The organism is Rhizobium aureum, assembly GCF_030182495.1.
Classification (GTDB): domain Bacteria; phylum Pseudomonadota; class Alphaproteobacteria; order Rhizobiales; family Rhizobiaceae; genus Rhizobium; species Rhizobium tropici_C.
Genome location: NZ_JAQJCI010000037.1, coordinates 1 through 16,952, shown reverse-complemented (window position 1 = coordinate 16,952; position 16,952 = coordinate 1). Strand labels below are relative to the sequence as shown.

Below are 16,952 nucleotides of genomic sequence, written 5' to 3'. Positions count from 1 at the left end.
CTTGCCGCAGGCCCTGTCAGCCCGTCAACAAGGGCCGCCGGACCTTGGCCGGGCGGATCTTTTTCCAATCCATTCCGGCTAGCAACGCCATCAGCTGAGAATGGTCCAGACGTATCCGTGCCGCCGATATGCCCGGCCAGCAGAAGCCTTGATCTTCCAGGGTTTTCGAATAGAGGCAGACACCACTGCCATCCCACCAGACAATACGAATACGATCAGCCCGTTTCGACCGGAAGACGTAAAGCGCGCCATTGAAGGGATCGAGGCCGCCATCCCGCACCAGCGCCATCAAAGAGACGGCCCCCTTGCGGAAGTCGACCGGCTGGCACGACACATAAACCACCACACCGGAGGCGATCATGCCTTGCGAGCCGCCCGTAGAACCCTCACCAGATGATCAGGGTCGAACTCGCCGCCGACGCGCACCACCATAGCCGAGACGTAAAATTCGTCTTCATAATCATCACCGGCAGAGGTCAATTCAGCGCGGCCATAGAGCAACAGCCCGGTTTCCCAGCGATCGCAGAGGCGAATGCTGAGCTCGTCGAATGAATATTCGCAGGAGAAGGCGGGGCAGGCCTGCATGATCAAGCCTCCATTTGTGCGATCGATACAGAGAAGGCGTTTGCTTCCTGAAAACCGGCCGCTTTCGAAGTCCCGGCTGATCCGGGTGAGATATTAAGCGGTGCTCCGAACATTACGGCAATCTCCTTCGATATTTCTTCCGATCGAATATCAATGCCATGGCCTGTCCGGTTTCGCTGACTTCACGCAAGCCTTACGTCTTGCATGGGCTCATTCCTTTCAGGGCCAACGGCACTCGATAGGGATACTGCCTGTAAACATAATACGTGTCAACATTATTTATGTTTATCCAATCGGGATCGACATCAAAAGTGTTTGTAAGTCCGTACGAATTATCTATTTGCGGGCAATGTGTCCGCAAATGCGGCCGATGACTGTCAGTCGCTCGAGTTCGACGGTGAACGTCTCAAGGGCAGGATTGTCCGAAATAATCTTCACTTGGCTGGGGTGTGTGAAGGGCACACGCTGAAGGCGCTTGATCTGCGGCTCGGAATAGCCGTCACTGATGGCGTAAACGGTATCAGTCGTCATCTGGTTTTGGGAGAGGTCGACGATGACGCGATCACCCGGCATGTAGGTCGGCTGCATGGAATCGCCGACGACTTCCATGATGATGGTATGGTTCGGCGAGGCCTTTGCCTCGTTCCTCAAATAGCCTGTGGGAATAAGCCATTCCGCGACGATCTTATGCCCGGCGACGTTACCGGAGCCGACGGGAAGATTGATAACTTCGCCGACAATGCCGCTTCCGGCTCCCAATTTGACATCAACCTCCGGCATCGCGCCTGCGATCTGCGGCGTCCAATGCTCGCGGCTGTAGCTATGCTCTTCGCCATCTTCGGCAAATCCGTCTTGATCCTGTACGTCGGGATCGAAGGAGGTGACGATGGTCGGCGCCACACGCGCCACCGTGCGCGGCCCTTCTCCCGTCAGGAGATAGCCGGCAGAGGTCCCGAATTTCTTGGCGTAGCGATTGGCGATCTCTGCGCTGAACTCGTTCTGCCCGTTCTCGTGTGCGCGATAGGTGGACAGGCTCACGCCGAGCGCTTCCGCTGCCTTCGTGGCTGATGGATAATTTGCGGCCTCGCGGGCCGCCTTCAGTCGTTCGCCCATGGATTTTTGCATTTTTCGACCCTTGCAAAATTTGTAACATAAATCATGTTGACATCATCATTATTATCAACATAATTGGTGTTTATCAAGGGGCATGCGGCGTAAACTGCCGCATGCCGGTACGCGGACTGATCTGCGGATTTTAGGCCGGATGTATTGAAAGGTGACGGTATGACCACGGGCAGAAGAAGTAGGAGAACATCGTCTCGCGCGGGATATTTCGACTGCTTCTGGGGCTGCCCAGGCTGCCGGCGCATCCTGTCGATTGCAGAAGTTATCGAACTGCATTGCGAAAACTGCGACCTCGCGATCGTGCCATCGGAAATGGCCATGGGCGAGCCAGTCAATGAAGCTCCGGATCTGGGGAGATTGTGATGAGCGAGTTGCTTCAGGGCTTCCTGGCTTGCGTGGGCGCGGCATTTTTCTTCGGCACCATGCTGATAGCGGTAAAATCGAGTATCTGCAGATCGTCACGCTCATATGATGACGATGAAGATTGTGGCGCGCCGGAAGGGGATCAGATCCACTTTCGCATCGCTGAAGACGAAAATACTCGTGCCGAGAAGTTGGCACGTCTCGTCGAAATGGGCTGACGATCACCCGCGCTTCCCATTCGAATCCCACCAGAACACTCAACAGACAGATCCGGCTCATTGGCCGGAGGAGGTTGCCATGAATGAATTTCAAATCGGAACTGAAGCTGTTGCCGGCGGTCATCACGGCTGGATCCGCAAGGTGCATCGAGCGACAAACGAGATAGTCCGCGATAGTCGCGGCGAGCCGATCGTTTTCGCGACGCAGGATGCAGCGAAGGCCGCTGCGGGCGAGGCGATGGTCGCCTATCTCAATACGCCGATGCTGCGTGACGGGGCGAGGGTCGAAGCAATTTCCAAGGCGGAAGCCCTTTTCAAGCCGAAGCCTGCTACTGCCGCCGGCATTGCCTGATCCGTTCGCCGGAATGCGGAAAGCATCAAATTCACTGAGGAAAGGAGTTGAGCTGCATGACCAAAGGCAGGCTGGATCTTCTTCTCGATGGGCTCGGCATCAAGCTGGTTCCGGTCCATCGGCGACGCGCCCCGGCGGAAAGTCACGCGCGTGGGACGATGCAGGAAATTCGAGGTCGCTATGGCGACGGCCATCTGGTCTTCGTCTTGCGGTGCATCCGGCAGACCGGGAGCAACCGGGACGAACTCTGGTCGGACACGATCGGTGCGGTGTCCGATGTCCTTGCGCAGCGCCAGGATTGGGCACTGCAGCGTCCAGGTGATCTCTTGGGCGCCTTCGACGATATCGCGCTCGCTTCCTTACGCACGGACGCGGTGGCACGGCGGCCTTGGCCCGTTCGCGCGACATTACGCACGCTGATTTATCGGGAATTGGAGAAACGACTTGATGCACCGATCCGCCTTGCAGTTTGACGACCTGTCCAGTCACGCGGCAGAGATCGCCGATTTGAGCCTGATCGTGCGCGCCCGCTTCGTCGAGGCTGCCGACACGATGGTCCATCTCGACGTGCGCGGCGTTCGGCCTGACCGAATGCGGACGCTTTGGCCGGAGGTTTTGCCAGAGCCGACGGACCATGCAGATATCCGCATCCGCTATCGTCCGAGTGCCGCGGCGATCAGTCGGGCGGAGGAAGTTTTGCAGGAATGGCTGCGCACGCAGGTACAGGACGAGGAGCGGCGCATTCTGCTTTCGCGCTGGTCCATTTGCCTAGCTGCGCCGTATATTGCCGGATCCTTCCGGGATTTCTGCGCGCGGACGGGGCGCGTACGTTGCACGGCCGAACGGCGCATTCAAGGTGAATTCCAGAATCTTGCCAGCAGGCTTCTCGCCGGCTCACCGATATTGCAGCAGCCGGATTGGTCGCGCATATCTCCGATGATGCCGAATGCGCCTGGTCGGCTCGATCGGGTAACACCGCAAGCGCCCAAGCATGAAAACCACTGGCTGCCGGATGATGCGCGGCCTGTCTTCGATGCGGCAAGCCCTGAGCTTGCCGAACTGGCCAAACGACTGGAGCGCGGAAACCGAAGGCGCGCCAAGATGAACGCCTGAATCGTAGCGACGATTGCGGTCCGACCCCGCATAATCGTTGTGCCGTACCAACGGTCTCCGCTCGGTGATTTGGTTCAGGCGAATGCAAAGACGCCAGCCGGGCGCGTCCTTGTGGTATCCTCGCCGAAATCCGGAACCGCATATTCCGCCAGAAGCCGAAGCCTCGACTTGGGCAGATGCGCGCGCCAGGGATCGCCGATCAAGATTGCAATCCCCTGCGCCAGACAGCGATCCAGAAATGCTGTGACTTTCTCGGCAAGCGTCACTTCATAGAAAAGATCTCCGACGCATATGGCATCGACTTCGGGCGGTTCGCCTTGCGTCAAGTCTGCGAGCGTCGCGTTGACTGTTACTCCATTCAATTCCGTATTGAGCTCGATGGCCGCGATCGCATAGGGATCGATGTCGGCGGCATAGACTTCCGCTGCACCCACTTTTGCGGCCGCAATCCCGACAATTCCAGAGCCGGCCCCGAGATCCAGCACGCGACGGCCGGCCACGCTTTCCGGCCTGTCGAAAAGATAGCGAGCCAGGACCAGACCTCCTCCCCAATAATGTGCCCAATAGGGTGAGCCGAATTGCGGATCCCGCTCGGCGAGACGCCGCAGCCCACTTTGCGGGCCTGCTCTATGCAGCCGAATGCCCGCGATGCCGGGAACGGGCAGGACCGGAAGGTTGGCGGCGATAAATTGCCGAATCCTATCATCGCTCTTGGCGTCAGCCGAACTGAAGCCTGATGTTTCTCTGTATCCGTGTTTTAGAGAGGTTCTCATCAGATGCTCCGCCGCATGGTGCAAAGAGTTCTCAGCGCCGGTGTGCGTTGAAGCGCCATGTGATCCGCAGCCATTTGCAGCAGGTGAGCAGCAATCTCTTCGGTGGTCATTTCTCTTGTCGACAACATGGCGAGGATTTCCTCGGCGTAGCCGTCATATTCGTTAGGCGGTCCCTGCGCATCTTGAACGCCGATCGGATCCCACTCCTGCAGGAGTATGGTGCGAACCTGCTCAAAAGCTTCACTGGACTGAATTTGATCGTGCATCTTCGTTATTTTCCAGAGCTAACCGATATGAATTTAAGGTCAGACCCTTCAATTCGTCGGACTGCAGGCTGCGATATTCACAAGTAATTTCAGACCGTTATTTGGCACCTTCGTCAAAGTCTCCATTCCTTGCGCGCTGGTCGGCCTTCAAGGGTGTCGCCAATTGCGCCGGAATAGGGTATCTATTTTGGCATGATGAGAACAGTTGCAGCGACGCACTGTCGACCGCAAGCGTTGTTTTGAACCGTTTGTTTTCTTTCAAAATCCCATCGGAAATCTGAAGCATGACCAATGCCGACAAGCCGGTCGCGCCGCGCAAACCGCGTGCGCGCCGTCGCAAGGCCGTTTCTGTTGACGACACGCCGCTTGATTACATGTTGAAAGTAATGCGCGACGACGAGGCGGATCAGAAGCGGCGCGACGAAATGGCGAAGATCGCAGCCTCCTATGTTCACCAGAAGCCGAGCGAACGCTCCGGCGCCGGGGCCAAGGGAGGCAGGGGTGTCACCATCGACTTAACCAATGCCACGGATGAGCAGCTTGCAATACTCGAATCCCTCTTCGGCCCGCTTGCCGGATCCGGCGACGATGATGGCGGCGATACGGGAGGAGAAGGCAAGGCGGATAGCTGAGCGCGAGCAAGGGGAGGTCGCCGCCCGCATTGCAACGGATGCGGAGAGAATTCGTACCAATTGCCAATCGCTAACCGGCTTCGTGCGAGAGGCCTGGCATGTCGTCGAGCCCTCGGTCGATTATGTCCATGGCTGGCATATTGACGCCATCTGTCAGCATCTCGAAGCGGTGACCGCCGGTGATATTACCCGGCTGCTGATCAACGTGCCGCCGGGGACGATGAAATCACTTCTCTGCGGCGTCTTCTGGCCGGCATGGGAATGGGGGCCGAAGGGCAAGCCGCAATTGCGTTATCTCGGCGCCTCCTATTCGGAACATTATGCCAAGCGCGACAACAGGCGCATGCGCGACCTTGTTGCCTCAGAGTGGTATCAGGCGCTGTGGGGCGATCAGGTCAAGCTGACGAGAACCGGCGAGATGGCTTTCGCCAATACCCGCACGGGCTCGCGTCAGGGCGTGCCATTCTCGAGGCTGACCGGTGGACGCGGCGATCGTGTCATCATCGACGATCCGCATTCGGTCGATGGGGCCGAATCGGAAGCCGAGCGGCTGACGACGGTTCGCACATTTCGCGAATCCGTGCCAACGCGTCTCAACGATCCTCAGCGCTCGGCGATCGTCGTCGTGATGCAGCGGCTACACGAGGCGGATGTCTCCGGCACGATCCTGTCGTTGCGGCTCGGCTACGAGCACCTGATGCTGCCGATGGAATTCGAGCCGGAGCGCCGTTGCCGGACTTCGATCGGATTTGTCGATCCGAGGACAGAGGAAGGCGAGCTGCTCTTTCCGCAGCGTTTCCCTCTGGCGGTGGTCGAGCGTGACAAGATTCCGCTCGGTTCCTATGCGGTGGCCGGTCAGTTCCAGCAACGGCCCGCGCCACGTTCTGGTGGTCTGTTTCAGCGCGGCGACTTCGAAATCGTCGAAGTTGTGCCGGCAGGTGCAAAGCGTTGCCGCGCCTGGGATTTCGCCGCTTCGAAAGCACGCCCCGGCCGCCAGCCGGATTGGACCGTTGGCCTGCGCATGGCTTGGGTCGATGGTATCTTCTACGTCGAAACCATAGCGCGGGGACGCTGGTCTCCGGCCGAAGTGGAGCGCAATCTCAAGAATACGGCATCGCAGGACGGGCCGACGGTGACGATCCGTATGCCGCAGGACCCGGGAGCGGCCGGCAAGGCCGATGCGGAAACGAAGATCAAGCTGCTCGCTGGCTTTCCTGTAAAAGCGATATCACCAACCGGAGACAAGGCTACGCGCGCCAAACCTGCCTCGGCGCAGGCTGAAGCGGGAAACGTCAAGCTTTTGCGTGGGGACTGGAATGAGGCATTTCTCGACGAGATCTGTGCCTTTCCGAATGGGCAGTTCGACGATCAGGTCGATGCTTTCGCCGATGCTTTGAATGAGCTCGCGCTGAGTTCGTCCTTCAGCTTCAGCAACTTCTAGGCTCGCCTCGTGTGAGCCTCTTCATCACCCGACATCAAAGGACAATCCATGGGGCAGGTATTCTCGATGGTTCGCGACGGATTGGTGAGCCTGGCATCCCGCCTGGGCACCGAACGCGACAAGGCGGCATCTGTTTTCTACACGCAGCCGATCCTGACGGACGAGCAGATCATTGCCGCCTATCGCGGTTCCTGGCTGCCGCGCAAGATCGTCGACATTCCGGCGCTGGATAGCTGCCGGAAATGGCGAAACTGGCAGGCGGCGAACGATCAGATCGAATTGATCGATGCCGAGGAACGCCGTCTCAATCTTCGCGGCAGGCTGCTGGAGGCGTCGACGAAGGCGCGGCTTTTCGGTGGCGCTGCCTTGTTCATCGGGTCGGAGGACGCCGATCCGGCCTTGCCATTGGAGATGGAGCGTATCGGAAAGGGCGGCCTCAAACACTTGACGGTGCTGACGCGTCGACAGCTGGCTGCCGGGGACATTGAGAGCGATCCGACCTCGGAATGGTATGGCACGCCAAAATTCTACACGCTGACCGGCGCCAACGGCATCCAGGTGACCATCCATCCGTCCCGGCTCGTCATCTTCAAGGGGGCGATGGCGCCTAATGAAGAGTTTGGCGGCATGGGCAATCAAGCCTGGGGCGAAAGCGTGCTGGCCGCGACCTTCGACGCGATCAAGAACGCAGACAGTTCGGCGGCCAATATCGCCAGCCTCGTCTTCGAGGCGAAGATCGACATCATCAAGGTTCCGCAGTTCTCGGCGAATATCGGCAATCAGGCCTATGAAGATGCCGTACTGCGCCGTTACTCGCTTGCCAACACCATCAAGGGGGTCAACGGCACCCTGATCCTCGATGCCGAAGAGGACTATGACAGCAAGAGCGCATCGCTCTCCGGTCTTACGGATATTCTGATGGCCTTCCTGCAGATCGTCGCCGGCGCGGCCGACATTCCGGTCACCCGATTGCTCGGCCAGTCACCCGCCGGCATGAACGCGACGGGCACGGCCGATATGAAGAAAACTGGTTTGATCTTTTACCAAGCCCTGCAGAGGTCAATCGACTTCTTGACGCATTGGGCGGCAAGGTCGGTCTCAACGGGGACTTCGGCAACTGGGAGCGCGCCGGAAAATATGATGATCTTGCGAAGATCATGGGCCGCGCCGAGCTTTGCCACGCAAAGGGGCATTATTCCGCAACTGGCCTTGATACCGAGGATTATATTCGTTGTGTCGAGGTTTCCGCCGCCGCCGGCTACCACGGGCCTTTCACGCTAATCTATGATTCGACATACCATTGGGACGAATGGTCCGGCATCCTTGAAGAGCGGGACTGCATCGCCAATGCTCTGAAAGATCAGGCGGTAGATCAGAGCTTGCTGTAACTGAAGCGGTACCACGGCACCTATTCAGGTGATTGCTCTACGTCGCAACTTTGAGGATGGGCGGGCTCTGGACCTAATCGTCAATGAAACTCATAGTCGTACAGAGCGCCCAGAAGCTGGTCCTGGGTTTGATAACCGGCATCGTAGAGATCGATAGCCACGTTGGCCGCGGACAGACCCTCCTGGCTTTGCAGTCTTATACTACGCTCCGCGCACCAGGCGAAGAGTGCGCCGGCGAGGACATCAATGTCATCAGGGTAAAGCGGCGCGTTGATCGTCATAAACATTCGCTACACCATTCATTGTTGGAGCTGGTACCAGATGGGCTGAAGCGAACACTGCTTTGGTTTTGGAAATTTGCAACCGCCTTCATTGCTCGACGTTAACATCAGCCTGATATGGAACAGGTACCGTGTCTCTTAATGCGACAAGGTTCTTTGCGGCACATCATTGAGGAATTTGGTGCTCGCCAGGCCGGGCTGTTGGATGTGCAGGCCTATCCTTTATGTCGTGTGGCGCAACAAACAAGAGGACGCCGAGCGTAATTGCCAGCGCCACCAAAAGGGATAATGCGAGCTTCGGTCTGGAAGGCATCATTGGTGAGTTGGATGGGACGCCCTTACTGCAGCCTCGATCAACTCCTCGGCATATGAAAGTGCCGATGCCGTGTCTTCTCCGTCGAGTTTCAGTTCTTTGCACTTACGATGCATTGCCCTGCGAATTTGTGCGAGCAATGCAGCGTCAATATCGACTTCTCCGTCGTCAAAGACGTGCGCCAACGCAGATTGAGCAACAATTTCCAGAACTGCGACCCTACCTTCGATTTCGCCGAGAGATGGTATTGCATTCCTCTTCACGTGCTGTTTGCAGTCGCGATGGGTAGTAAGCATTTAGGTCACCTCCTTCACGAAAGAAGATAACTAACGAAAAGAGAAAAAGTTCGGCGGAATTGCTAAAAAAGCGGTTTTCGCAGCATCTCTCAGCGATGTTTATTCAACGATGGAAGTGCCTTCGTCTACCATCTCACTTCATCGGGCACAGACTGGGGTCCGACAATACATCGGCGCAATGCGGTGAACGGCGAAAATCATCGTAATAAAGAGTCCAAACCGTAGTATCGGCAGCGCGATATGGGCCGAATTTAAAGTATTGATTCCTTCCAAGTCCGTGGTCTGCATGTCCTATGTGGCCGGTAACTGATACAATCCATTTATTGTTAGCGAATATTTCGATATGACCCGAGCCATCCGGGCCCGGTTTGCTGTAGATGGCGAAGTCGATCCAGCCAGAAGAAGGCGTTGGTAGCTTGTTGCCACGATTTATTACCTTGATTGCGTTGGTGCAACTGGTGAACTCTCCACCATCGCCGTCATTCCAATTATCGTCCGTCGCCACCAAGGCCCGCATCTGATTGCTATCCGGCCGGAACCAAACAGGCGTTTCGCCGTCGCCGCAAATTTCACCATCGCCCCTGAATTTGCCCTTCTTGGCCGGTGCGACGTAGTTGGTCTCTACGGTAGCGAAAAGCTTGCCGTTATTGAGCCGCAAAGCCAGGAATGGGCTGAAGTCTCCCTCTGCCTTCGGCCCGATTTCCCGTTTCCATTGCGCAATGAGATAACGATGATCGCCAGACGGGATGGGATCGGCGAACTTAACGGCAAAGCCGTACCAAACTCCCTGATCGTAGGGTACGCGATATTTGGTACGCTCCCAGATCTCCGCTCTTTCGCTGCAATTCGCTTTACCGGGCGGGCAGAATGGCTTGACACTTAACTTCAATGCACCGGCGCCGGTCCGCTTGACCTCTGATTGAAATTCAATCGTGCCCGCTTTTTGTTCGAAGTTATCGCGATAATAAAGATGGCCGGACGGCGCGAAATCCGTGCCGTCGAAGCCGTCGTGTAGAACCATCTGCGCTGGATTGTCAGCCAGAGTTGGCGTCGCAGCACAGGTGCAGGCCAGGATGGCGGGCAATGCGTATTTTGCATTCATGCAGGAGTATTCCTCTGGCGGGACATTCATACAGCGTTATCAATGACCTGTTCGCTTCTTGCAGGCAAGCGAGAGCTGTGCGGCTTCAGGGCCAGAGTGATGGTTCGCCAAGTCACTTCCAATCAAATCCACGAGAACTACAACCTATTAATGTGATGATTGACGGCGCTACTTTAACCACCTGTTAGACGCTTTGCGGTTCATATCCCTCCAGACTGGGCTTGGTTGCGGTTATCAGCGCCCCGGACATGATCGTTCGCCGCCGCAACTTCAACGACGTTTTGATGCCGGTTATGAGACAGGCCGGCGAAAGGTCGCGGTTAGGGACCTGCCTTTGGCACACGAGGATGCAAAGCTGGCCATAAGCGAGGCCAAGCAGCGACGGAAGATAGTGATTCTAACATCGCATGCGTTTCTGCGCGGCTACAGGAGGGCGTCGATCCACTTTATCGCGTCCTGCTGGGCCGCGCAGGGAAATAAGGTCGATTTTGTTACCATAGGACACAGCTGGCTGACGCTGTTGAAGGACCGTCCACGCTTTCGCGCACTGTCTCAAGACCAGGCGAACCGATTTCAGGTTATCGCCGCTAACCTGAGAGCAGGCGCTTATCTTCCTCCATTCCATGCCTTCAGCTCCAGCAATCGCTTTCTGAATGTAACAAGTGCGGCATTGTTTCGGCTTTATGGCAGCTATCTCCCTGCTTTTGCGCGCGGCGTAATAGCCGATGCCGATTTGGTGGTGATCGAAAGCGGTTCGGCACTCGCATTCTTTAATAAGGTCAAAAGGCTGAATTCGAGGGCACGCACCTTGTATTTTTGCCGCGACCTGCTGCGCAGCATAGGCGCAGCACCAGTGCTGCAAGAGTTTCAAGCCGCTCAGATTGGACGCTTCGATACGGTTTGTGTTCCTTCAGAAAGGCTGGGGGCGATGCTTCCATCGGGGGGGCGTGTACGTGTCGTTCCTCAGGGTGTCGACACCGCACTCTTTGATCGGGAGCAGCCGTCGCCATATCAACCCGGCAGCTACAACGCAATTTCCATCGGCAATATGCTCTTTGACCAGGCTTCCGTCGCTGCCATGGCAGCGGCTGCTCCCGATGTAAATTTTCACGTCTTTGGCGCAGCTTGGAGCGGCTGGGCTCAACCAAATATCACGATCTACGGTGAGCGGGACTTCGAAGGCATCGTTCCTTATCTGCAGCATGCGGATTTCGGAATTGCGCCTTATCGGCTCACAGCCGATGAAGTTTATCTCGCTGAATCAAGCCTGAAGCTCGCGCAGTACAGCTATTGCGGTTTGCCGATCCTGTTGCCTGATCTTGTTCCCTTTAAACGTGCCAACGGAATTCCATATCGTCTTGAAGGCGAGGTTGCCTGGCGAGAGAAGATCGACGCTGCACTGGCGATGCGACGTTCGACGGCTTTCCGCGATGGAATAATGACCTGGGACGAGGTTGCACGGCAGACTTTGGCCGCCGCCTTTGAAGCCCAGTGATCTATTAGCTCGGTGCGAGAAAATTGAACAGCTTGTTGGCGAATGGACGTGATACTTTTGGTAGCTTCGCTGCCGCCGTATCCATCAAAATCTGCACATCTTCGGGTGTAACCAGGCGCAAAAAACGGATTGCCAGCATGTAGGCAATTATTCCAGCGGGAATGGCGGCTATAAGCGCCGCAAGCCCATCGAGGCTGTAAACGCCGAGACCTGCGGCGCTCGCGCAAAGAAGAGCTGCGAGCATCGTTTTTGCCAAGGCCGCGACCGGTACAGCAACGCGGACATATTTCCAAGCCATCCAGCCGAGCAGCGTAAACGTAAATATCACGATCATGACCCGAGCAAGAGCGGCACCCTCGAGCCCAAGCAGAGGCACAAGAACGGTCAGCAATACTATCGTCGATATACCGCTTGCAATCTGTATGCGCAGCAAAACAGCGCTGCGACCGGAAGCGCCGATTATGCCCCACGGAATTACGGACATGCCGGCAAGCCAGACAAAGGCCAGCAGGGTGGCCGCTGCGGGAGTGGCAGGCTCAAAGGCATCGCCGAAGATCAGCGGCAAAAGTTCGGGCATGATGGTTGCGCCGCCAAGACTGATCGGCAGCATGACCAGGGCGACGATACGGATAACACGTTGATATGCCGCATCAAGCGCCTGCTGGTCATTTCGCGCATGTGCCTCGGTGAAATTGACAATCAACGCCGGCGATATCTGGAGCATGATCTGTTCAATGAGCCCGGCCAGGCCGAGGCCCGCAGCGAAATAGCCGATGCTTGTCGGAGAGAGAAAGATACCCAGAAAGAGGAACTCTATGCGCGAGAGGACGAGGATCTCGATGAGATCGCTGAGCCATATATACCGGCCGTAGCGCAACATTTCCGGTGTCATCGCGTTCCGCGAATATTTTGAAGCGGGATCGATATAGCTTCGCAATTTCAACGCCTGTGGCAGATAGCGGGCGACATAGCCGATCAAGGCTCCAGCCGGGCCCAGCAGCCAGGCTCCGGCAAAGACGAGCGGAACTTGCATCGTTCCGCCCAGTAAAGTCGTGCGAGCCGTCTGACCGAAGCGGTTTCTTCCACGTGCCACCGCGGTCGAGAATACATGGAACGCATAGCTCAGGAACAAGGCACCGGTAGTCAGCCAAAACCAGGCATGCCGTACATCGCGGTGGACGTAAGTAATTGCGGCAAAGAGAAGAATAGCTGCGGTAATCATGCCGACGGATATGAGAAAGCTGCGCAGCGCCGTGCGGACCAATGTTTTCCATGCGTCGCCATCGCCCGAAAGGCTGCCTGCATTGCGCAGCAAGGTTTGAGGCAGGCCCATGTCTGCCAGCGCTGCGGCCGCCGTCGCAACCCATAATGCGTAGGCGACCTTGCCCGATCCGGCAGGACCGAGCATGCGGGCGGCGATGATGCTGCTCGCGAAGCCTGCTGCCAACGAAATGAATGTTGCTGCCAGGCTGATCAGTGAGCTTCTAAGAAGATTGGATGCAGATTTACTCATGGTCATCTATCTTGAAGACCGACGCATAACCTTGTGTTAAAGGCGGGCTGATAGTTTTCACTTGCGTTCTAGTTGAAATTCAAGATGGCTGCTATGACAGATCGAGCCGCAGGGCGAGATGGATTTCTCATTCCGGGATATCTGCAGAAGGGATTGCGCGAGCGGATGCACAATCTCCTCTGGCGGCTTATGTCGCCTTTGCCGGACAGGGCTTATTGCGCTCTGAAATATCGTGCCATCCGCGGCAAATTTCCCAATTTGACATCACCTCAAACCTTTACCGATAAGGTGCAGGCGCGCAAACTTTACGATCGCAATCCCGTCTTTCCACGTTTCGTTGACAAGGCCGACGCCAAGCTGCTGATCGCGGAACGGGTTGGCAGCCAATATATTATTCCCACGCTTTGGGTCGGAACCGACCTGGCCTCCGTGGATTGGTCGGAAATCTCCTTACCTGCCGTTGTCAAGCCGACCCATGCGAGCGGTGTGGGACGATTTCTTTATGGAGAGGCTGACGTGGACCGGCTTCTCAAGAATGATCCCTCAGCTGAGTGGCTATCGATCGATCATGCTTCCTACAATAGGGAGTGGGCTTACAGCCAATTGGAGCGCCGCATTCTTATAGAAAGCATGCTGCTCGTCGATGGCAGAGTTCCTTGGGATTATCGGCTCTTTACGTTCAACGGCAAAGTTTCTCATATCGAGATCGACATACGTGAGAATGGCCGAGGCTATTCCTGCAATTATACGCCCGACTGGCAGAAACTACCGTTTTACGATCGGGATTATCTCGGTCTTTATCCAGGCGAAGTTGCGCGTCCGCCGCGGCTGGATGAAATGATCCATGTCGCTGAAACCGTGGCGCGTGATATCGATTTCGTTCGTGTCGATCTCTATGCGTCGGCGGAGTGGGTCCGCGTCGGCGAATTGACCTTCTATCCAGGCGGAGGCTTTGAGGCGTTCGAGCCGGAAGAGTATGACCTTATTATCGGTCAAAAATGGCGACTTGGTTTCGAAGTCCCAAAGAGATAGTGGACAAATCACTTTCTCCGCGTTTGATAGGCCGATCCATTTTTAGGAAGGGCTTTCCATGACGATCGACCAGGACCTTGCTCGTATCGAACTGCAAGAGGAAACGCTGCGCTTCGACGCTTTCGATCTTTCGACGGCCTGGGTACTGGGGAAGCTATTGCGCGACCTGGCCAGCGAGCGCAATCTGGGCGTCGCCATCGATATTACGCTGCATTCGATGCCGGTTTTCTACGTCGCGTTACCCGGCTCCACCCCCGACAATTCCAACTGGATTCGCCGGAAGCGCAACATGGTCTTGCGGTATTTTCGCAGCAGCTACGCCAGCACCTTGCGACTGCAGCGGCAGGGGAAAACGATCGAGGACAATGGCCTTTCGAGCGCTGAATATGCCGCATCCGGCGGCAGCTTCCCCATTTCCGTCAATGGCACCGGCTGCATCGGCGCAGTTACCGTTTCTGGCCTGCCGCAGCGTGAAGATCATAATCTCGTCGTCGAGGCGTTGGCTCTGACGCTTGGTCACGAGCTTCACAATCTCAATCTCGCATAGAAGGCGAAGGCGGCACCGGACCTGGACCATGCGCCGCCGCCAGCCTTAGATTTTCCCGCCAGCCTCGGCGATGACCTTGGTGAGGCTACCTGTTGCCGGAAAGAGAGGGATCAGGCAGGCCTGCAAGGCATGGTAGATATCACCCTTGCCTGGAAACAGCGTGTGGGCCGGAACCAGATTGTCTGTCAGCTCTTCATGCCAGCCGCCATTGGCGTGATCTATGAATGCCCGGCTGATCACGCTCCAAATCTTGCGATAGCTTTCTTCATGGAAATCGCTCGGAGCGTGTTCATTCAGGTAGTGTGCAGCCCCTGCGCCCTCGCAGGCAGGCCACCAGAGCTTGTTGCGTTTGGCCGGTATATCTTCCCAATCAAGCGTATAGAAAAAGCCGCCTTTATCATTGTCCCAACCCAGAGATATGGATTGCGAGAAGAGGCCTTTGGCCGCGTCCGGCATCCAGTCGTGACGCCTTTTTCCCAGCGACCAAAGCTGCAGGATGAGACGCGCCCATTCCAGCCAATGCCCCGGCGTCGTGCCCGACGGACGAAACATCTCATTGCCGCGATAATTCTTGTCGAGCACCCAATCCGCGTTGAAGTGCTCGGCAACTCGCCAACCAACAGATCCAGCCGAACGCCGGATAACGAGATCCGCGATACTTTCGGCCTTTTCCAGATATGCTCTTTCGCCTGTAACCTCGAAGGCGGCCATCAGCGCTTCCGTCAAATGCATGTTGGAATTCTGGCCACGATAGCTGCCGCCGTCGATCAGCGACCAATCCTGGTTGAATTCCTCGGCAATCGCGCCGTGCTTTGCTTCCCAGAACTTCATATCCAGAATTTCCGTGACATCCGCGAGCATGCCGTCGGCCAGCGGGTGTCCGATCGTCTTGGCGGAGGAAGCCGCAAGCAGTACGAAAGCGTGACCATATCCCTGCTTGCTGGAATCGACCGGGCCATCATTGTTTAGCGACCAGACATAGCCGCCATGCTTCGTGTCACGATGATGGTTCCATAGATAATTCATTCCATGGTCGACAATCTCGCTCGCGCCGGGACGACCCAGCAGCGATCCGATCGAGAAGCAATGCACCATGCGCGCCGTCGAGTGGATGCCCCGCACGGGATTGGTCTCATCCAGCGGTTTGCCGTAATCGTCCATGTCATAGAAGCCGCCCTTGGGATTGACGGCGCGATACTGGAAGAAATTGAAAAGCGCATCGGCCTGATCGAGCAACCAGCGCCTGTGGTAGGTGCGGGTGCTCCAGTTTCCGAGCGCTGCGGGTTCAACCTGTATGTTCATGCCGTCCTCCTTGGATTCTCTTCCAGAAGCCGTATAGCGCCGCTCGAAAGCGCTGTCATGGCGTTATGGGATGAAACTGTGTCGCTACATCCGCGTTGTCCATGGTCGGGTAGCAATGGTCGGGCAGCAATTCGCCTAGGACACCGACTCATAAGATCGTAGCCAGATACGAATTGAGGCGAGCTGGATGGATGCGAGGAAGTTGTCGTCGCGTTTGTCGTATCGGGTTGCGATAGCTCGGAAGTGTTTGAGTTTGTTGAAAAACCGCTCGACAGCGTTGCGTTGTTTGTAAAGCCATGAGCTGAAGTCGGGAATATTGACCCTGTTTGGCATGGGGCGGATACAGCCCCATGCTCCGCGTGCTTTGAGGTCTTGTCGCAGCCTGTCGCTGTCATAAGCGCGGTCAGCCAGAAGTGTTTGACCGGCCCCGACAGTCGCCAACATATCGGTCGCCGAGCGTCCGTCATGGGCCTGTCCGGCTGTCAGCTTTAAGCGGATCGGTCGACCATCGGCATCGACAAGAGCATGAATTTTGGTTGTCAGCCCGCCGCGCGAGCGACCCATGCAACCGGATCGCTCGTCTTTTTTTGACCGTTGGCAGCATGTTGGTGAACGCGGATTGACGAGCTGTCGATCATCTGGATATCGCCATCGTAAGCTTCTGATATTGCGTCGAGAATACGCCCCCAATGCCCCGCATGACGCCACCGGTTAAAGCGGTTTACGCAGGTCGTATAGGGGCCATAGCGCGCTGGAATATCCGCCCACGGCGCACCAGTTCTCAGCCGCCAGAAAATCCCATTCAAGACGCGCCG

The 16,952-nt window shown here is 56.6% G+C and carries 19 protein-coding genes and 3 pseudogenes; 11 read left to right on the top strand and 11 right to left on the bottom strand.

Going from position 1 to position 16,952, the window contains the following annotated elements:
• Positions 1-16 precede the first annotated feature (16 nt).
• The 3 genes from tnpB to PH552_RS33505 all read right to left on the bottom strand — a co-directional run bounded on the left by tnpB (position 17) and on the right by PH552_RS33505 (position 1,710).
• The gene (gene tnpB / locus PH552_RS33515) at positions 17-361 is read right to left on the bottom strand and encodes an IS66 family insertion sequence element accessory protein TnpB (RefSeq protein ID WP_069611408.1); all 345 of its coding nucleotides are present in this window, start codon (positions 359-361) and stop codon (positions 17-19) included.
• Positions 358-585: a hypothetical protein gene (locus PH552_RS33510; protein ID WP_285166704.1), complete on the bottom strand. Its 228-nt coding sequence runs from the start codon at positions 583-585 to the stop codon at positions 358-360. Before PH552_RS33510 ends, tnpB begins: the two co-directional genes overlap by 4 nt.
• Positions 586-921: 336 nt before the next feature.
• Positions 922-1,710, bottom strand: coding sequence for an XRE family transcriptional regulator (locus PH552_RS33505; protein ID WP_112342618.1), 789 nt, complete (start codon positions 1,708-1,710; stop codon positions 922-924).
• Positions 1,711-2,072: 362 nt separating this feature from the next.
• Here PH552_RS33505 and PH552_RS33500 point away from each other — a divergent pair, with 362 nt between their 5' ends.
• The 4 genes from PH552_RS33500 (at position 2,073) to PH552_RS33485 (ending at position 3,756) form a co-directional block, all read left to right on the top strand.
• Positions 2,073-2,291, top strand: a complete 219-nt coding sequence (locus PH552_RS33500) for a hypothetical protein (RefSeq protein WP_285166702.1) — start codon at positions 2,073-2,075, stop codon at positions 2,289-2,291.
• A 79-nt stretch (positions 2,292-2,370) separates the two neighbouring features.
• Positions 2,371-2,643, top strand: coding sequence for a hypothetical protein (locus PH552_RS33495; protein WP_112342615.1), 273 nt, complete (start codon positions 2,371-2,373; stop codon positions 2,641-2,643).
• Between the two features lie 56 nt (positions 2,644-2,699).
• Positions 2,700-3,116, top strand: a complete 417-nt coding sequence (locus PH552_RS33490; RefSeq protein WP_113251811.1) for a hypothetical protein — start codon at positions 2,700-2,702, stop codon at positions 3,114-3,116.
• Positions 3,091-3,756 carry a DUF6362 family protein gene (locus PH552_RS33485; protein ID WP_285166709.1) on the top strand — a complete coding sequence of 222 codons (666 nt, stop codon included), beginning with the start codon at positions 3,091-3,093 and terminating at the stop codon, positions 3,754-3,756. The genes PH552_RS33490 and PH552_RS33485 overlap by 26 nt, the downstream gene beginning before the upstream one ends.
• A 74-nt stretch (positions 3,757-3,830) precedes the next feature.
• Here PH552_RS33485 and PH552_RS33480 read toward each other — a convergent pair whose 3' ends face one another.
• Together PH552_RS33480 and PH552_RS33475 are read right to left on the bottom strand one after the other, a co-directional pair.
• Positions 3,831-4,529 (bottom strand): class I SAM-dependent methyltransferase, encoded by a 699-nt coding sequence (locus PH552_RS33480; protein ID WP_285166700.1) that lies wholly within the window; start codon positions 4,527-4,529, stop codon positions 3,831-3,833.
• Positions 4,529-4,795 (bottom strand): hypothetical protein, encoded by a 267-nt coding sequence (locus tag PH552_RS33475; RefSeq protein ID WP_285166698.1) that lies wholly within the window; start codon positions 4,793-4,795, stop codon positions 4,529-4,531. Before PH552_RS33475 ends, PH552_RS33480 begins: the two co-directional genes overlap by 1 nt.
• A gap of 284 nt (positions 4,796-5,079) precedes the next feature.
• Between PH552_RS33475 and PH552_RS33470 the strand changes: the two genes are divergently transcribed.
• From PH552_RS33470 to PH552_RS33855, 4 genes and pseudogenes are all read left to right on the top strand, one after another.
• The gene (locus PH552_RS33470) at positions 5,080-5,427 is read left to right on the top strand and encodes a hypothetical protein (protein WP_112342611.1); all 348 of its coding nucleotides are present in this window, start codon (positions 5,080-5,082) and stop codon (positions 5,425-5,427) included.
• The gene (gene terL, locus PH552_RS33465) at positions 5,384-6,868 is read left to right on the top strand and encodes a phage terminase large subunit (protein WP_285166696.1); all 1,485 of its coding nucleotides are present in this window, start codon (positions 5,384-5,386) and stop codon (positions 6,866-6,868) included. The genes PH552_RS33470 and terL overlap by 44 nt, the downstream gene beginning before the upstream one ends.
• 48 nt (positions 6,869-6,916) lie before the next feature.
• Positions 6,917-7,831: pseudogene (locus tag PH552_RS33460) on the top strand (anti-CBASS protein Acb1 family protein); the annotation flags it as partial.
• Between the two features lie 59 nt (positions 7,832-7,890).
• Positions 7,891-8,256: pseudogene (locus PH552_RS33855) on the top strand (sugar phosphate isomerase/epimerase); the annotation flags it as partial.
• A gap of 80 nt (positions 8,257-8,336) precedes the next feature.
• On the opposite strand, the gene PH552_RS33455 reads toward PH552_RS33855, so the two are convergent.
• The 3 genes from PH552_RS33455 to PH552_RS33445 form a co-directional block, all read right to left on the bottom strand.
• Positions 8,337-8,543, bottom strand: a complete 207-nt coding sequence (locus PH552_RS33455) for a hypothetical protein (protein WP_112342610.1) — start codon at positions 8,541-8,543, stop codon at positions 8,337-8,339.
• Positions 8,544-8,849: 306 nt separating this feature from the next.
• Positions 8,850-9,146 carry a hypothetical protein gene (locus PH552_RS33450; protein ID WP_285166692.1) on the bottom strand — a complete coding sequence of 99 codons (297 nt, stop codon included), beginning with the start codon at positions 9,144-9,146 and terminating at the stop codon, positions 8,850-8,852.
• Positions 9,147-9,279: 133 nt separating this feature from the next.
• Complete coding sequence (locus PH552_RS33445; RefSeq protein ID WP_483315523.1) at positions 9,280-10,248, bottom strand: polysaccharide lyase family 20 protein; 969 nt, start codon at positions 10,246-10,248, stop codon at positions 9,280-9,282.
• Between the two features lie 334 nt (positions 10,249-10,582).
• On the opposite strand from PH552_RS33445, the gene PH552_RS33440 reads away from it, so the two are divergent.
• The gene (locus tag PH552_RS33440) at positions 10,583-11,743 is read left to right on the top strand and encodes a GumK N-terminal domain-containing glycosyltransferase (RefSeq protein ID WP_285166690.1); all 1,161 of its coding nucleotides are present in this window, start codon (positions 10,583-10,585) and stop codon (positions 11,741-11,743) included.
• A 4-nt stretch (positions 11,744-11,747) separates the two neighbouring features.
• Here the strand turns inward: PH552_RS33440 and PH552_RS33435 are convergent, their stop codons facing one another.
• The gene (locus tag PH552_RS33435; RefSeq protein ID WP_285166688.1) at positions 11,748-13,262 is read right to left on the bottom strand and encodes a lipopolysaccharide biosynthesis protein; all 1,515 of its coding nucleotides are present in this window, start codon (positions 13,260-13,262) and stop codon (positions 11,748-11,750) included.
• An 87-nt stretch (positions 13,263-13,349) separates the two neighbouring features.
• Here PH552_RS33435 and PH552_RS33430 point away from each other — a divergent pair, with 87 nt between their 5' ends.
• Both PH552_RS33430 and PH552_RS33425 read left to right on the top strand, forming a co-directional pair.
• The gene (locus PH552_RS33430; protein ID WP_285166686.1) at positions 13,350-14,288 is read left to right on the top strand and encodes an ATP-grasp fold amidoligase family protein; all 939 of its coding nucleotides are present in this window, start codon (positions 13,350-13,352) and stop codon (positions 14,286-14,288) included.
• Between the two features lie 58 nt (positions 14,289-14,346).
• On the top strand, positions 14,347-14,835 hold the full coding sequence (locus tag PH552_RS33425; protein WP_285166684.1) for a heme-degrading domain-containing protein: 489 nt from the start codon (positions 14,347-14,349) through the stop codon (positions 14,833-14,835).
• A 45-nt stretch (positions 14,836-14,880) separates the two neighbouring features.
• Here PH552_RS33425 and PH552_RS33420 read toward each other — a convergent pair whose 3' ends face one another.
• Entirely contained in the window at positions 14,881-16,137 is a 1,257-nt protein-coding gene (locus PH552_RS33420; RefSeq protein WP_285166682.1) for an AGE family epimerase/isomerase, read from the bottom strand.
• Positions 16,138-16,272: 135 nt separating this feature from the next.
• Positions 16,273-16,952, bottom strand: a pseudogene (locus tag PH552_RS33415) (IS5 family transposase); the annotation flags it as partial.

Bases quoted from the DNA above. Each gene is read 5' to 3' on its own strand.
- tnpB (WP_069611408.1), bottom strand. From the start codon at position 361: ATGATCGCCTCCGGTGTGGTGGTTTATGTGTCGTGCCAGCCGGTCGAC.
- PH552_RS33510 (WP_285166704.1), bottom strand. From the start codon at position 585: ATGCAGGCCTGCCCCGCCTTCTCCTGCGAATATTCATTCGACGAGCTC.
- PH552_RS33505 (WP_112342618.1), bottom strand. From the start codon at position 1,710: ATGCAAAAATCCATGGGCGAACGACTGAAGGCGGCCCGCGAGGCCGCA.
- PH552_RS33500 (WP_285166702.1), top strand. From the start codon at position 2,073: ATGAGCGAGTTGCTTCAGGGCTTCCTGGCTTGCGTGGGCGCGGCATTT.
- PH552_RS33495 (WP_112342615.1), top strand. From the start codon at position 2,371: ATGAATGAATTTCAAATCGGAACTGAAGCTGTTGCCGGCGGTCATCAC.
- PH552_RS33490 (WP_113251811.1), top strand. From the start codon at position 2,700: ATGACCAAAGGCAGGCTGGATCTTCTTCTCGATGGGCTCGGCATCAAG.
- PH552_RS33485 (WP_285166709.1), top strand. From the start codon at position 3,091: ATGCACCGATCCGCCTTGCAGTTTGACGACCTGTCCAGTCACGCGGCA.
- PH552_RS33480 (WP_285166700.1), bottom strand. From the start codon at position 4,529: ATGAGAACCTCTCTAAAACACGGATACAGAGAAACATCAGGCTTCAGT.
- PH552_RS33475 (WP_285166698.1), bottom strand. From the start codon at position 4,795: ATGCACGATCAAATTCAGTCCAGTGAAGCTTTTGAGCAGGTTCGCACC.
- PH552_RS33470 (WP_112342611.1), top strand. From the start codon at position 5,080: ATGACCAATGCCGACAAGCCGGTCGCGCCGCGCAAACCGCGTGCGCGC.
- terL (WP_285166696.1), top strand. From the start codon at position 5,384: ATGATGGCGGCGATACGGGAGGAGAAGGCAAGGCGGATAGCTGAGCGC.
- PH552_RS33455 (WP_112342610.1), bottom strand. From the start codon at position 8,543: ATGTTTATGACGATCAACGCGCCGCTTTACCCTGATGACATTGATGTC.
- PH552_RS33450 (WP_285166692.1), bottom strand. From the start codon at position 9,146: ATGCTTACTACCCATCGCGACTGCAAACAGCACGTGAAGAGGAATGCA.
- PH552_RS33445 (WP_483315523.1), bottom strand. From the start codon at position 10,248: ATGAATGCAAAATACGCATTGCCCGCCATCCTGGCCTGCACCTGTGCT.
- PH552_RS33435 (WP_285166688.1), bottom strand. From the start codon at position 13,262: ATGACCATGAGTAAATCTGCATCCAATCTTCTTAGAAGCTCACTGATC.
- PH552_RS33430 (WP_285166686.1), top strand. From the start codon at position 13,350: ATGACAGATCGAGCCGCAGGGCGAGATGGATTTCTCATTCCGGGATAT.
- PH552_RS33425 (WP_285166684.1), top strand. From the start codon at position 14,347: ATGACGATCGACCAGGACCTTGCTCGTATCGAACTGCAAGAGGAAACG.
- PH552_RS33420 (WP_285166682.1), bottom strand. From the start codon at position 16,137: ATGAACATACAGGTTGAACCCGCAGCGCTCGGAAACTGGAGCACCCGC.